General features: G+C 45.4%; 7 protein-coding genes and 3 pseudogenes. 8 read left to right on the top strand and 2 right to left on the bottom strand.

Annotated elements, in window-relative coordinates; translation table 11 throughout:
• Positions 1 to 73: 73 nt before the first annotated feature.
• From KW548_22735 to KW548_22725, 3 pseudogenes are all read left to right on the top strand, one after another.
• A pseudogene (locus KW548_22735) lies at positions 74 to 2,000 on the top strand (response regulator).
• A 164-nt stretch (positions 2,001 to 2,164) separates the two neighbouring features.
• Positions 2,165 to 2,949, top strand: a pseudogene (locus KW548_22730) (transporter substrate-binding domain-containing protein).
• A 70-nt stretch (positions 2,950 to 3,019) separates the two neighbouring features.
• Positions 3,020 to 3,697 (top strand): annotated as a pseudogene (locus KW548_22725) (HAD-IB family hydrolase).
• Here the strand turns inward: KW548_22725 and KW548_22720 are convergent.
• Positions 3,666 to 4,208: a GNAT family N-acetyltransferase gene (locus tag KW548_22720; protein ID QXX08439.1), complete on the bottom strand. Its 543-nt coding sequence runs from the start codon at positions 4,206 to 4,208 to the stop codon at positions 3,666 to 3,668. The pseudogene KW548_22725 and the gene KW548_22720 overlap by 32 nt on opposite strands.
• A gap of 177 nt (positions 4,209 to 4,385) precedes the next feature.
• Here KW548_22720 and KW548_22715 point away from each other — a divergent pair, with 177 nt between their 5' ends.
• The 5 genes from KW548_22715 (at position 4,386) to KW548_22695 (ending at position 10,718) form a co-directional block, all read left to right on the top strand.
• A complete protein-coding gene (locus KW548_22715; GenBank protein QXX08438.1) occupies positions 4,386 to 5,771 on the top strand; it encodes a sensor histidine kinase in 1,386 nt (461 codons plus the stop codon).
• Positions 5,768 to 6,418, top strand: coding sequence for a response regulator transcription factor (locus KW548_22710; GenBank protein ID QXX08437.1), 651 nt, complete (start codon positions 5,768 to 5,770; stop codon positions 6,416 to 6,418). The genes KW548_22715 and KW548_22710 overlap by 4 nt, the downstream gene beginning before the upstream one ends.
• Positions 6,415 to 7,224 carry a DUF2861 family protein gene (locus KW548_22705; GenBank protein QXX08436.1) on the top strand — a complete coding sequence of 270 codons (810 nt, stop codon included), beginning with the start codon at positions 6,415 to 6,417 and terminating at the stop codon, positions 7,222 to 7,224. The genes KW548_22710 and KW548_22705 overlap by 4 nt, the downstream gene beginning before the upstream one ends.
• Before the next feature lie 99 nt (positions 7,225 to 7,323).
• Positions 7,324 to 9,597: a glycoside hydrolase gene (locus tag KW548_22700; GenBank protein ID QXX08435.1), complete on the top strand. Its 2,274-nt coding sequence runs from the start codon at positions 7,324 to 7,326 to the stop codon at positions 9,595 to 9,597.
• Between the two features lie 485 nt (positions 9,598 to 10,082).
• Positions 10,083 to 10,718 carry a TetR/AcrR family transcriptional regulator gene (locus KW548_22695; GenBank protein QXX08434.1) on the top strand — a complete coding sequence of 212 codons (636 nt, stop codon included), beginning with the start codon at positions 10,083 to 10,085 and terminating at the stop codon, positions 10,716 to 10,718.
• A 244-nt stretch (positions 10,719 to 10,962) separates the two neighbouring features.
• On the opposite strand, the gene KW548_22690 is transcribed toward KW548_22695, so the two are convergent.
• Complete coding sequence (locus tag KW548_22690; GenBank protein QXX08433.1) at positions 10,963 to 14,088, bottom strand: efflux RND transporter permease subunit; 3,126 nt, start codon at positions 14,086 to 14,088, stop codon at positions 10,963 to 10,965.
• Position 14,089: the final 1 nt, after the last annotated feature.

Below are 14,089 nucleotides of genomic sequence, written 5' to 3'. Positions count from 1 at the left end.
TCAAAATAGTTTCCCTAAAACCACAATGCCAACTAGGCTATTAGTAAGCAATGATACACATAAAAAATTTGCTATGAGAAAACAACGTCAACTTGGCATCGACAAGAAGCTTGTCATTGTCACCTTTTTCGTCAGCACGGCTCTGGCTTTTGCTATAGCGGGCACGAGTTTCTACGTCGATTACCGAACGCAGCAAGAGAACCTCGATAAGCAGATGTTGCAGGTCGAGGACAACTATGTGGTCAGTTTACAGAATAGCCTGTGGATGGAAGATCAAAAGCAGCTATTGACCCAAGCGAAGGGGATATTTCTATTACCTTGGGTAGACCGACTCACCATTATCGATAGCAGTCAGTCTATCATTGAACTTGGCACACCAACAAAAGGCCAAAAGATAACCAATACTTGGGATCTCACCTATCAGCAGGGCAACAAGAGCTTCACACTCGGTCAACTGAAAATAGAAACGGATCTTGGTCCCCGCTATGAGCTACTTTGGCAAAAATTTTGGATTGTTCTTTCCTTAACTTTTACCCAAACCCTTATCGTTGCTGCCAGCTTAATTTGGATTACCCTCAGGCTTATTACAAAACCCATTGCTAACCTCTCTTCCGCCATGGCGGACTTTGACGATGGACCCACTCCAAGTAAGTTAACGCCCCCAAGCGGATGTTTGGTGATGAAATCAGCTTACTCATCGAAGATTATAACCATTGTGTTGAACAACTGCAGGACAACTACCAAAAGATTACCGATTGCAAACAAAAAGCGGAAATCGCCAATATAAAGAAGAGTGAGTTTTTAGCCAACATGAGCCATGAAATACGAACCCCAATGAATGGCATCGTTGGTGTGGCAGAGCTGCTGAAAGAAACCAAACCCAACGAAGTACAGCGCAATTATGTCGACATTCTACTCACCTCTTCTCATACCCTACTCGATATCATCAATGACATCCTCGATTTTTCTAAAATAGAAGCCGGCCACTTTGAATTAGACCCGACTGAATTCGACTTAAAGCTACTGATACAACAGCAAGCCAACGAGTACAGTATTAGAGCCAAACAGAAAGAGTTGTTCTTCGATTGCAACATCGATCCGGCTGTACCTCAGAAAATTGAAGCCGATTCAATACGTCTCAAACAGGTCATCAACAATCTTATCGGGAACGCGCTTAAATTCACCCAAAGGGGTTACGTCGAACTCAATTTAAAGATGTTGGAGAGTGAGTCCTGTCAGCAGCTACAGTTTGAAGTCAAAGATACGGGGATAGGCATTGCAAAAGATAAATTGGGCTCAATCTTTAACAAATTTCAGCAAGCTGATAGCAGTATCACACGACAGTACGGAGGAACAGGTCTAGGGCTAGCAATCAGCCAGAAAATCGTTCAAATGATGGGGGGACGCTTGAAGTAACTAGCGAAGTTAACCTCGGCAGCAGCTTCTACTTCTCGATACCAATAGTTCGAGCCGCGTTAGGGCCAAGCGCGTGCACTCCACCTTCGCCCAACTTGGTTGAGTTTCCGGCCTCTTCAACTACTCAGATGAAAAAGCTGGCACCGAAATACACCACTGGTCTCAAAGTGTTAGTCGTCGAAGACACACGAGTTAACCAACAAGTGATACAAGTAATGCTGAATCTGCTCGGACTTGAAGTTGATATAGCCGAGAATGGCCAAGAAGCATGGGAATACTGTCAACACAATAAAGTGGATGCCATTTTAATGGATTGTCACATGCCGGTTATGGACGGCTACGAAGCGACACAAAAGATACGCCAACTCGAAGGTTGGGCCGCTTATGTGCCCATTATCGCCGTGACTGCCAACGTGATCAAAGAAGAACGAGAACGTTGTTTTGAAATTGGCATGAATGGTTTCTTATCCAAGCCGATAAAACCAAAGGAAATAGAACAAGCACTCATTAACTATGTTCCCGCCTATCAAAGCGCACAAAACAAAGCGAAAGTGGCCAATGGCGCGCCAGCCTCCACCAAATAATGTACGACCGCCAAGGTGACAGAGTCGGAATGCTTTTTCAACAAGGCTAACTTGGCTAAGAGGTCACTAAAACAAACGCCCATTCATTAATCTTTGTCAGTCAAACTACTTATTACTTAAATTGTCATCTAGATTTGAAGATAGGGCATATAAGAGGGCAAAGTATGAGTAGACTTTTCACATCAGTGTTGTTGATTATACACTCATCACTGTGTCTCGCTCAGAGCAATGAACGCACCGTGACATTTGTTGTCGGAGACTGGGAACCTTACACGAGTAGCCAGAATAATCCCGAATACAAAATAGCAGAAAATCTCGTTACCGCTGCCTATGCAACTCAAGGCTACACAGTCGACATTAAGTATCACCCTTGGAGCAGAGCGTATCGATATGCTGAGACTGGCAAGTTTGACGGTACTTTCCCTTGGTTCAAAAATGATCAACGCACTTCAATTTTTGAATTTTCAGAGCCGCTCTTCACTCAGAAAGTTGTGTTTTTTACCATAGCAAAAGTCACTTCGACTGGCAGGATATGTCGGATTTGAATAACTTCCGTATCGGCGCGACGCAGGCGTATGAAGTCACCCGTTTGATGAATTCCCACGGGGTCAAACTGGAAATAGCCAATGAGGATCAAAGCAATTTTATTAAGTTAGCCAAACACCGACTCGATGCTTACCCCGCGGCCATTGAACGGGGGTACTACATGATGGGAACCTTGCTTACGGCCATCCAAATTGGACAGATACGAGTCCACCCAAAAGCGATCATCGAAAAAGACATGTTTGTGATGTTTTCCAAACACAACCCAAACCGCAATCAAAAACTGAAGAGAGCCCTGAAATTAGGCATTCAGGAACTGTTCGAATCTGGTGAATATCAGAAAATCATCAGTGTCGACAATCAAATTTCGCTCCCTGAAAAACCTGTCCAACAAGTTCAACGGTAAGTGAAAACAAACTGTCATACTTGTTCGCTAATCTGCCCTGCCTGCCATACTTAATCAGCGAGAGTCCATCATGTCTAATTCCCTCTACGTTTTCGACCTTGACGAAACATTAATCCATGCTGACAGTGCCATGCTATGGAATGAGTTTCTGGTGGAAAAAGGTATCGTTAAGACAAGCAATTTTCTAGAAGAAGATCGACGCCTAATGCAGTTATATTCACAGGGAAAATTGAACATGGATGAGTATCTCCAATTCGCTATGCTTCCGATAGCGGACTTACCAATACAAGAGGTGGAATCACTGGTTGAAGAATGTGTCGATAAGTGGATTGCACCCACGCAATTTCCCAGTCTATTTCCTTGTTAAACGAGCTACATCAACAAGGAAAACAGACCCTGATCATCTCCGCTACCGTGAGTTTCATTGTAGACGCGGTAGCAAAACGTTTGGGGGTCAACCATTCAATGGGGATCGACTTGGTCACTCACAATAACCGTTACACTGCGAAAGTGGCGGGAGTGGCAAGTTACCGGCAAGGCAAAGTCACTAGGCTGGAGCAATGGCTTTCACAGCAAACCACTCACTACTCAGACATTCATTTTTTTTACCGACTCAATCAACGATCTGCCTTTGTGCGAACGCGCTGATTTCGTTAACTTGGTTAACCCATGTCCTCAGTTGAGAGCCATTGCCAAACGCCCTAACTGGAGAGTGCTCAATTGGGACTCGCAGAAACTGCGAGGTTAAGAGGTTCAGTGTCACCTTTAATGGACGGCACAAAACGGAGTCCCAACATGGTACATCCATCTTCATCGTAGCGATCGGTGAAGACTTTAAAGCCATAAGCGCCATAGTAGTCTTTGAGGTGTTCCTGAGAAGATATAAAAATCGAATCTTGGGGATAAATTTCTCGGATCGTCCTAAAACTCAATGCCATGAGATCGTGCCCGATACCCTTTCCGCGGTGACTTTTCGCAATGATGACACGACCGATACACACGTCCTTATCGTTGGCCTCAATAAACTGTTGCACCTCTGGGGGGTAGCCCAGTCCTTGAGCCATCAATCGGCTATAGGCTACCAGTTTATCACCATCGAACCCCATAACATGCCGAGTTTCCGGGTCAACATCCTTGCCGTCCAAATCACGATAAGGTGCCTGCTGTTCGACGATAAACACATCTACTCGCAAGCGTAAACATTCATACAGTTCGTATACCGATAACTCTGAAAAAGTTTTGACTCGCCACTCAAACATTCTACTTCTCCTTGTTTTTTGCAGAGCTCAAGATTAATGCTCATGTCATCAACAATCATTAACCTTTGTTAAGTAAAGTCACCTCACTTTCGATCAACAGTGTTGACATAGGGGTTACAAACTCTACTGAAAAACCGCTAGAATTTCAGAGAATCCAACGCCAACACGAGTCCACCAATGCGCCAATATTATCTGGCTATGTGTTTTGTTATGCTATTTCCTCTCTGCTCTCAGGCACAGAGTGTTCAAGACAAATGGCAATCACTTTATCAACAGAGCTGGCAATCGGCGGATTTATCGGTAAGTCAACAGCAACTTAGTCGCTTTCCAGTCGAACTACTCAAGGAAAGTGCTCGCTACCCAGATTTTGCGCATTATTCTTGGCCAGAGATTGAAACGGTTTATAAGGTATCTCAGACCTGTCGTTCAGAGGGCTCTACGGCTGAACATCTCAAAGACGCGGTTGAGTTCGAATTGGCAATGTGCCGCAGTCAAAGTCTCAACCCACGGTGGTTTAGCGACCGAACTCTGCGCCATCCCGCTGGCGGAAGTTTTGCTGATCGCTACCTTGCGCTGCGGCCCGATGCTGAAAAAGAGGAACTGCTACCCTTCCTGACCATTGGTAATGTGCAACACCCTTTGCATCATGCCCTATCGCCACTTTCAGGAAAAGGACGAGAAGCCTTACTAAATGGCTATCGAGCTTGGATGGAGAAGGATAGGCTTTGGCTAAGTGGCGAGCAGGGCTGGAAGTCCATACCAGCGCAAACATGGCAACCACTGGCACGCAAGCTCAATATGACGCTTTCAGGCCCAAGCTGTACGTTGCGTTATAGCAACCTTTGTATCAGCGAGATCCCGGAAAACATTCTGGCGCTGCGCTTATTTGTCGCTGGATTGTCCTTGCTAACACTCTTGATAGCAGCAAGAGGACTGTACGCCAAACGTCGACAAAATCGTGAAAGACGCTTCATATTGCAGTTGCTCACACATGAATTGCGTACCCCAATCACCAGCCTTGGGTTGACGGTAGAAATGTTTCGTCATCAGTTTGATCACTTACCCAAACGTGCGCAGGAAGCCGTTTGGCGTTTAATGTCCGATCACCAACGATTAGCGCAATTAACGGAGAACAGTAAAGTCTACCTGAGCACACAACGTGCTGAACAATTACTGAAACAAACGGCTTACGTTGGGGATTGGCTTGAGCATATTTGTGAAAAGCACCAGCTAGAATACCAGCTAAACCAAGACAGAGAGTTAACCTTGCCTTTCTATTGGCTTTCCATTTGTTTGGATAACCTAATCAACAATGCCAAACAACACGGGCAAGGCAAGATACAGGTTAACGTCATACTGAGCCGCACTTTGGTGATTGAAGTCATGGATCAGGGCGACTTTCTTTCTCCGATGAGACGACTCCTCGCACGAGCAAGGCAACCCACCAGTGGTGAAAATATGGGAATAGGTTTGAATATTGTTGAACATCTAATCAAATTAATGGGTGGAAGGTTACGCATTCAGCGTCGCCCTACTCGTTGTACTTTGGAGTTACCCTTGTGAAAACCCTACTATTGATTGAAGACGACCTATTGCTTGGACAAGGGCTGGTGTCTTTGTTTGAATCAAACGGCTACCACTGCCTCTGGGAGCAGGAGTCTCATCGAGTCGAGCAACAATGGTTTAAAGCGGATCTCGTCATCCTCGACAGGCAGCTGAGCGACGGCGACAGCTTAAGGCATTTGCCGCACTGGTTACTGTTAAAAGCACTCCCCGTCATTATCCTCACTGCAAAAGTAGACACGTCACAGAAAGTAGAAGGCTTGATGGCAGGTGCCAAAGACTATGTCACTAAACCCTTTTCTCATGAAGAGTTGTTAGCTCGAGTAGTAAGCCACCTAAGACCATTAGGAGATAGTTCACTGAGTTATGGTGGCATTGAAATCCACGTAGCCAAACGCGAAGCGAGCTTCAACAACCAAATTATTACCTTGAAGCCGAAAGAATTTCAGTTATTGGTCTTACTTGTGCAACATCAGGGGCGAGTGTTTCACAGAGATGAGCTGCTCAATAAAGTTTGGGGATATCAAGCATTTCCTAGCACTCGCACCATAGATAACCATGTGCTCCGCCTGCGCCAAAAGCTGCCAGTATTGAACATTGAAACCCACCGTGGGGTCGGCTATCGACTCAATGAGGCGACGTCATGAGTTATCGACTGTTGTATGTGTTGTGTATTTTGTTCACTCCACCCAATGTCTACGCAAACTGGTTTGACAACACGCCACTCGCGCGAACCTATGAAGCACTGCTCAGAAGCCAACCTCAACTCGCTTGGCAAGAGCTGCATCTCGCACTCAATCAACAAAGCATCAGCCGTGAGTTTTGGCTACCCATAAAGCAGGAGATTATGCAGCGATCTCAATGTGGGCGGCAACTCGTCAGCTATTCAAAACCGTTACCTGCCGATCTTAGCCTTAGCTTTGTTCGTCGTTCTGGCCTTTCTTCACAAGGATTTCAAGTTAAGTTATCCGCTGAAAATGTCCACTCAGCGTTAGAAGTTGAGCTGATATCACCCGAAAAGAAAGCCATGCTACGGGGCTTACTTTCCTCTCAGCCAAACTATCAGGAGATCGAAAGTAAAGAAATGCTTCAGGAACCTAAAGCAGGCATCTATCGACTAAAGCTTAATGGCAATGACTACGATTTAGTCGTCGCGATACCGAAAAATAGCCACTGGTTAACGCTAGACAACATAACTCAGCGGGTCATTATTACCCCACCCGTCGTGGTAAACAGTTGTGCCAAACCCGTTGCAAACTGGCAATGGTTTAGTCACGACTATACATTGCTCAACAAACGTACGCCAATTCAACAGTTCAACGTTCCGTTTCCTGATAAAACCCAGCAACCCAAAGGAGCCAAGCACCTCAGTGCGTCGGTCTCTATCTTTGAGTATCAACAAGGACTTAAAGTTGAATACATACAAAGACTTGCCATTCCCTTTTCACCGTAAAGGTAAGCTCGCAAGACAGTCAATTGAGACATATGGGTGACATTAATCCTTCGATCGTGAGCTCTAATGAATGTCTCTAACGACCCATAGGAATTTGTCATGCCTGCTAAACTCAACCCTTTGACCACTCTGGCTTCATTCTCTTTATTGGCGATAAGTTTCTCCGTCACAGCCCAGGATGTGATACTGAGTGACCGAGTCAATCACATATCTATTTCTCCGCAAGATTTAGGCATCCGCTGGAACAACCTCATCGTTAACAGCGCGTCGTTGCGCGTTAATGGCCAACCTCAGACCAGTTCCCAGCTCAACGAAGAGTCATCCAATCAAGCAAATTGGATCTTACAGCCAAGCGGTCTCGAGACCTCTGCAGTACTAAAAAACGGCGCATTGGAGCTCAGCTTCTCTGTCACTAAACAGCCACAAATCTTACGAGGCAAACCCTTAGCTTTAAGTTGGTTTGATCTCGCACAAACTCAAACGGATACGCTTTACCTACCGTTTAGTGAAGGAATGCGAATCCCGACAAACAACAAGATTTGGGCCAATTATCTGCAAGAAAACCACTCAGGTGCTAACACGACTCAAGACTTAAAAATGCCATTCTGGACGATTCAACAAGGTCAACAAACCATCAGTTACCAGTTGATCACCCCGACTAACAATATTCTGAGTTTCTCCAGCTCAGAGCCTAACGTTGACATGAAGGCGAAACATCAGTTCACCTCACTCAACCAAAATCAAGCCTTCAAGGTGCGCATTACACTGGGCAACGACTGGCTGGACGGAGCGAAGGCTTACAGACAATGGCGAATTGACCACAATCTTTCATCCACTCTCGCAGATAAGGCAAAGACTAACCCTCAATTAGTGAAGTTGATTGGGGCCAGCCAAGTTTACCTGTTCGGTAAAGACATGATTAGCACAGACGATGTCAAGGACTGGTGGGGCCTTAAAAACTGGTACTTTAAACAAACCAGTCTCACTATACCTCGCTCTGCAACAACACAGCTGAAGCCGCTAAAAAAAGGGGTGGACCTGATGAGTCATTATCATAAACAAGTGCTGGTCGACTCGCTGAATGCCTCTTTACACCTCATGTATTCGGCACCAGCGCCATCACAAAACAACAATGCCATTGCAGATCAATTTCAGGTGGCTCAGCAACGAAAACGCTGGCTTATCGAACAGGCTTCGCCATACCTGATCGCTCCCGATAAGTGGGGACAAGCATTATCAAGCGATATGCTCGCGAACATGAGCAAAGCCGGACTGAGCAAACTTTGGCTCGGCTTTGACAACTGGATGCCCGCCTTTTATCAACCAAAGATCATTGATGCCGCAAAGCGTTCAGGCTATCTGGTTGCCACTTATGATTCCTATAACACTGCCATTCCGCGCGGCTTAAACGACACATGGTTAACCGCACAGCTACCAGCATCGATGAGAGAGCAATGCGCGATTGAACAAGCAAACGGCAAGAAGAAAAAAGGATTCCGTGGGCATGGTTACTACCTAAACCCGAATTGTCAGTTAGATTATGTTAAGCAACGAGTTAAGGACATTGTGAAATATGGTCGATTTAACAGTTTGTTTCTCGATGTCGATGCCACAGCCATGGCAAGAGAAGACTATCGAGATCATAGTAGTGAAAGCGCTATGTTAAATGCCTTCAATCAGAGAATGGGGTGGATTGCCGAACAAAATGATGTGGTACTTGGATCAGAAGATGGGAATAGTCTCACCACAACCGGAATCGCTTTTGCTCACGGCCTTGAAACGATAGGTTTTGGCTGGACTGATAACGAAATGAAACACGATGCTCGTTCACCGTATTTTCTGGGCCGCTGGTATCCAGACCACAAACCGGACTTCTTTTTTAAACAGGCGAAAGTAAAAGAACCCTATAAAACCCTGCTCTTCGCTCCGCAATATCGAGTACCTTTGTACCAGATGGTTTTCCACGACGAAGTGATCAATAGCCACCACTGGCACAGTGACAGCTTAAAGTTCACCAATGTTCAGGCAGAGCGTGATTTGACTTCCATGCTTTACAATACGCCACCAATGGTTCATCTGACACGAGATGAGGCAAGCGAACCGAATAGCCCGAGACTTGCAGCACTTGCACACTATCAGCAGGGTTACCAACCAATCCATGAACAATTGTGGGACAAACAGCTCTTGGACTTTAAATGGCTAGATGAGTCAGGCCAAATTCAGCAAACCGTGTTTAGTGACGGCAGTACTATTACCGCTAATTTTGGCCCCAAAAGCATCGACTTGTCAGACATCAAAATATCACCCTATTCCATAGTGGCAAAACTGAGCAATGGCCGTCAGGTCAATTGGCAAGCAAATCCGAATCAATAAACCCAGAGCGGTGTATGCCGCTCTCATTTATCCACAAAGAGACTCAATTGAGGCACACAGTAACCAATAGCGCCCCTTCATATCGTGCAAAGTTACCCTCTACTTGTTGCACGAAATTTTCATAAATGAAATTTATATTTTCATATTTAACATTTAAACAAAAATAACATTAGTGTTACTTTAAACCACGTTGGTTACACTGATACAAAGTCATTCTAAAGACAGCGAATACTTTATAACAGTTTGGATATGGACATTTTGACCAACAATCTCCAAACTAAAAAATTTAAATTGTTGCCCTTGTTTGCCCGCACAGTATGCCCACTGTGCGGGTATTTTCTTTCCGTACCACGCTACACGTTTAACTCGCTCACAATAATCAATCAATTAATCACATGATTAAATAGTGTTGAATTTTTTTAACTATCGAGTCCCAGAACAACGCCCTATAATTAATCACCTGTTTAATATCTAAGGCATTAATCGTGGCTGAATCATTCAGAAAAGCGGGTCGTCCGAGTACAAAAATCGATGCGCGAGCCAAGCTTATCCAGCACTCTAGAGAGCTCTTTACAATGATGGCTTATGACAAAGTCTCGACCCGATTAGTGGCTAAGCGAGCAGGGGTAAACGTCGCGATGATTCGATACTACTTCGGTAGCAAAGAAGGGCTGTTTGAGACCATGTTGCGTGAAACACTTGATCCGATGAAGCAACAACTCAGGGCACTGGCTGCCGATAGCAATCAGAAAAACTTCCTCGATCTGATGCGCACCTATTATCGGGAAATGGTCAAAATACCCCAGTTTCCTAGATTAGTCGCACAAGTCATGAATATGCCACCGTCCGAAACACAGCGAAAACTACTGGAAAAAGTCTTCGACGACATCGCTCAGCCGATGCAGAACGTCGTCTTCGACCAATTGGTTGACAGCGGTGTACTACGTAAAGACGTTGATCCGACCTTATGTCGTGTTTCTTACGTTAGCTTAATGGTCTTTCCCTTTATTGCTCCGCAAGCCTTACTCAATATCCACGGTATTGAACTCAGTGAAGCGTTCTTAAACCGTCTGTTCGAGCACAATATCCAACTCATGACACAAGGCTTTCTGCAAACGTAAAACACAGCGGATTGGTTTGATGACACCCACCCCAAAGCCACACTTTGCGCAGTCGTTTCTATTTAGACTTTTTTAGAACAAACATTTGGTAGCCGACTTGCTGTGCCAGTTGAGAAATTCGATACATGCTTCACCCTTATATTGATATCAACACTATAAACTATGAAGCTCTAGACAGGTCAACAAAGAAAACTGGCCTTGGTCAGATATAAAAAAGGGGCTTAATTGCCCCCTTGTGTCTGAATTACTGTTCAACAACCTTGCCTGACGAGCGGCGAGTCAGTTTCTGTTTTATCCAGCGGAAGATGCCCTTAATGTCATCCAGCATCAGGTACAAGCAAGGAACGAGCACTAACGTTAGTAAGGTAGCAAACAACACGGCAAAACCTAAAGCAACCGCCATTGGAATCACGAATCTTGCCTGCAAACTCGTTTCAAACATAATGGGTAAAACGCCAACGAACGTAGTGATTGAAGTCAGTGTAATAGCACGGAACCTTGCACAACCAGCTTCAATCACAGCCTCCTTAATTGCCACCCCACGAGCACGCACATGATTGACGTAATCGGTCATGACTAACGAGTCATTCACCACAACCCCAGCGGCGGCTATCAAACCAAAGCTCGACATCATACTAAGGTCCAAACCAAACCAATAATGTCCCCAGATTGCGCCCGTGAGGCTAAACGGGATCACTGACATGATGATAAGTGGTTGGGTATAACTCTTCAGCGGCACGGCCAATAAGATATAGACGATGATCATCCCTGCAACAAAGAAGATTTTTTGCTCATCTTGCTGAGCTTGTTGTTCTTCAATCGTGCCACCAAGCTCGCTTGTCACACCAGGATAATCTCCTAGGATGTCTGGAATAATCTGCTCATGGATCCTGCCAACCACTTCGTCTGGTTCCACCAACTCTTCGTCAATAGAACCATAAACATAGACGCTACGGTAGCCTCCTTCACGACGAATACTGCTTACCCCTGGTTTCTGGTTAATGTTCACGACATCGCCCAGCATCACTTTCTTACCTTCCGGGGTAGTGATCACCGCATAGCGCAACGAAGCAAATGCTTCTCTGGTCAGCTTAGGGTAACGAACCATCACTTTGATCTCTTCTCCATCACGCAGCACACGTTGCGCCTCGCCGCCATAGAAGCTTCCGCCAACTTGTAATGCAATATCAGAAAGGTTAAGCCCCAAATCATAGGCAACTGGTGCCAGAGACAACAGAACTTCCTGACTACCAGAATCAATAGAAGACGAGATATCAAATAACCCTTCCTGCTGCTTGAGTTCAAGGATCAATGTCCTTCCTGCCGCGTTGAGCGTCTCGATATCGGCACCGTATAGAAGGAAACCGAACTCATCGCCTTTCCCATCATCGTTAACATTGTCTGCAATAGTCAGCATTTTCAGACCGGGTATCACGGGCAACGATTCACGCCAGCGACGGGCCAGCTCAAACGTATTAAAAGGACGAAGTTCTTCATCCACTAGTGGGATCACCAAACGACCTTCTTTACGCCCCTGATTAAACGTCAGAACGTCTCTAATCATGTTCTGACCGGTTTGCTTCTCCGTTTCCTCATCAATTTTTAGCACCGTACTCTCAATCAGCTTCAAGGCGTCGATAGTCTGTGTACTTGACACATTGTCGTTCATCACCAGCTTAATGCTTGGGAAGTCATGCGGTACTTTCGGCGATGGTATGATTCTCACGTAGTTCGCCATAACCAAAGCAATGCTGAACACAAGCAACGCTGCAAATCCAGCAAATACGCTCCAGCGCCAGTAAGTACAAGCGGTAACAAAGCGCTTGTACGGACCATGAACAAAACTAAAGAAACGCTGGTTGAATCTATCTCGCCAGCTTCCCTTTTTAATCGGCTTAAAGTTCGAATGTGCCAAGTGTGACGGTAAGATCAGCTTGGACTCAATCAAGCTGAAGATGAGACACAGAATCACTATCGCTGCGATACCAAAGAAGAAGGCACGTTCAATGCCCTTTGACATCAAAAACGGCGCGAATACGGCAATCGTAGTAAGGACGCCAAACGTAGCTGGCGTCGCCACGCGCTTAACACCACGTACCACATTATCAACCCCGCCGCCGCTTTTCTCGATCTCAGAATAAGCACTCTCACCGATGACAATAGCGTCATCAACGACTATGCCTAACACCATAATGAAAGCGAACAGGGAGACAATATTGATGCTGACACCAATCGCAGGCATTAACATCACTGCCCCGAGGAAACAGACAGGTAAACCTATCATTACCCACATTGCCAGTTTGACGCGCAAGAAAAGGCTAAGCATTAATGCAACCAAAACAGCACCTTGCAGCAAGTTTTTCAGCATCATATCGAGACGTGCATTAAGGTAATAGGTCATGTCGACCAAAGTTTTGATCTTCAAGTCTGATGGCAATTGCGCATTCTTTTGTTCAATGTAAGACTTCACTGATTCAGCAACCGTCACCATATTTTGGTCTTTGGTCGCTTTTACAGAAAGGTAAATGGCGTTGTCACCAGAATACTTGAAGTATCGGTCATCCTCTGTAAAGCCATCTTTAATAGTGGCGATATCCTGAAGCAATACCTTGCCGCCATTCGCTCCGATTTTGACAGGGATATCGCGAAACTCATCGCCGTTGTAGTACTGATTTTCGATACGAACCGATATCATCCCTGTATTCGTTCTCACCTCTCCTGCTGAGTAGTTCGCGGAATAACGCTGGATCGCTTGTGTGATATCGTTAAGCGTTAGGTTATATTTGCGCAGTATCTGCGGCTCAACTTCAATCGCGATTTCATAGTCCGGTGCACTAAGCTCGACCAAAGCGACATTTTGTAGCTGCAGCAGTTCATCTTCGATCTGCTTGGCTATCGGCTTGAGCTCTAGAAGCGAGCGGTTACCAACCAACGCCATTTCAATCACATCCTGGCGAAATTCAAACTGATAAACCTGAATAGGCTCCATTGCAGCGGGAAAATTTGAGACCGAGTCCACCTTCTGTTTGACCTTATCCAGCACATCGTCAACATCTTGATCAACATCCACCTCTATCTCTATCGCCCCACTGCCTCGCGATGCCGTCGTTACTGCCTTTTTGATCCCTGTAACGTCTTTGAGCGACTCTTCGAGTTTGATGAGAATACTCTCTTCGACTTCCTGTGGAGACGCGCCTGGGTACTGAGCACTCACATTGATGTAGTTAACTTCAATATTGGGAAACATTTGACGTTGAATAAAGAAAAAGCTGACCGTTCCGACAATCAGCACAAACACCATAAGAAGGTTGGCAGCAACTGGATTGTGAGCAAAGTAAGCAATGAGCCCTTTTTGTTTTGAATCGTCCATG

This window comes from Vibrio neptunius (assembly GCA_019339365.1).
GTDB lineage: Bacteria > Pseudomonadota > Gammaproteobacteria > Enterobacterales > Vibrionaceae > Vibrio > Vibrio neptunius.
The sequence above is the reverse complement of the archived record's forward strand: the minus strand, read 5'-3'. Positions and strand labels throughout refer to the sequence as shown.

What these genes read in the sequence shown, in the direction of transcription:
- KW548_22720 (QXX08439.1), bottom strand. Translation starts at nt 4,208, where the DNA reads ATGTTTGAGTGGCGAGTCAAAACTTTTTCAGAGTTATCGGTATACGAA.
- KW548_22715 (QXX08438.1), top strand. Translation starts at nt 4,386, where the DNA reads ATGCGCCAATATTATCTGGCTATGTGTTTTGTTATGCTATTTCCTCTC.
- KW548_22705 (QXX08436.1), top strand. Translation starts at nt 6,415, where the DNA reads ATGAGTTATCGACTGTTGTATGTGTTGTGTATTTTGTTCACTCCACCC.
- KW548_22700 (QXX08435.1), top strand. Translation starts at nt 7,324, where the DNA reads ATGCCTGCTAAACTCAACCCTTTGACCACTCTGGCTTCATTCTCTTTA.
- KW548_22690 (QXX08433.1), bottom strand. Translation starts at nt 14,088, where the DNA reads ATGGACGATTCAAAACAAAAAGGGCTCATTGCTTACTTTGCTCACAAT.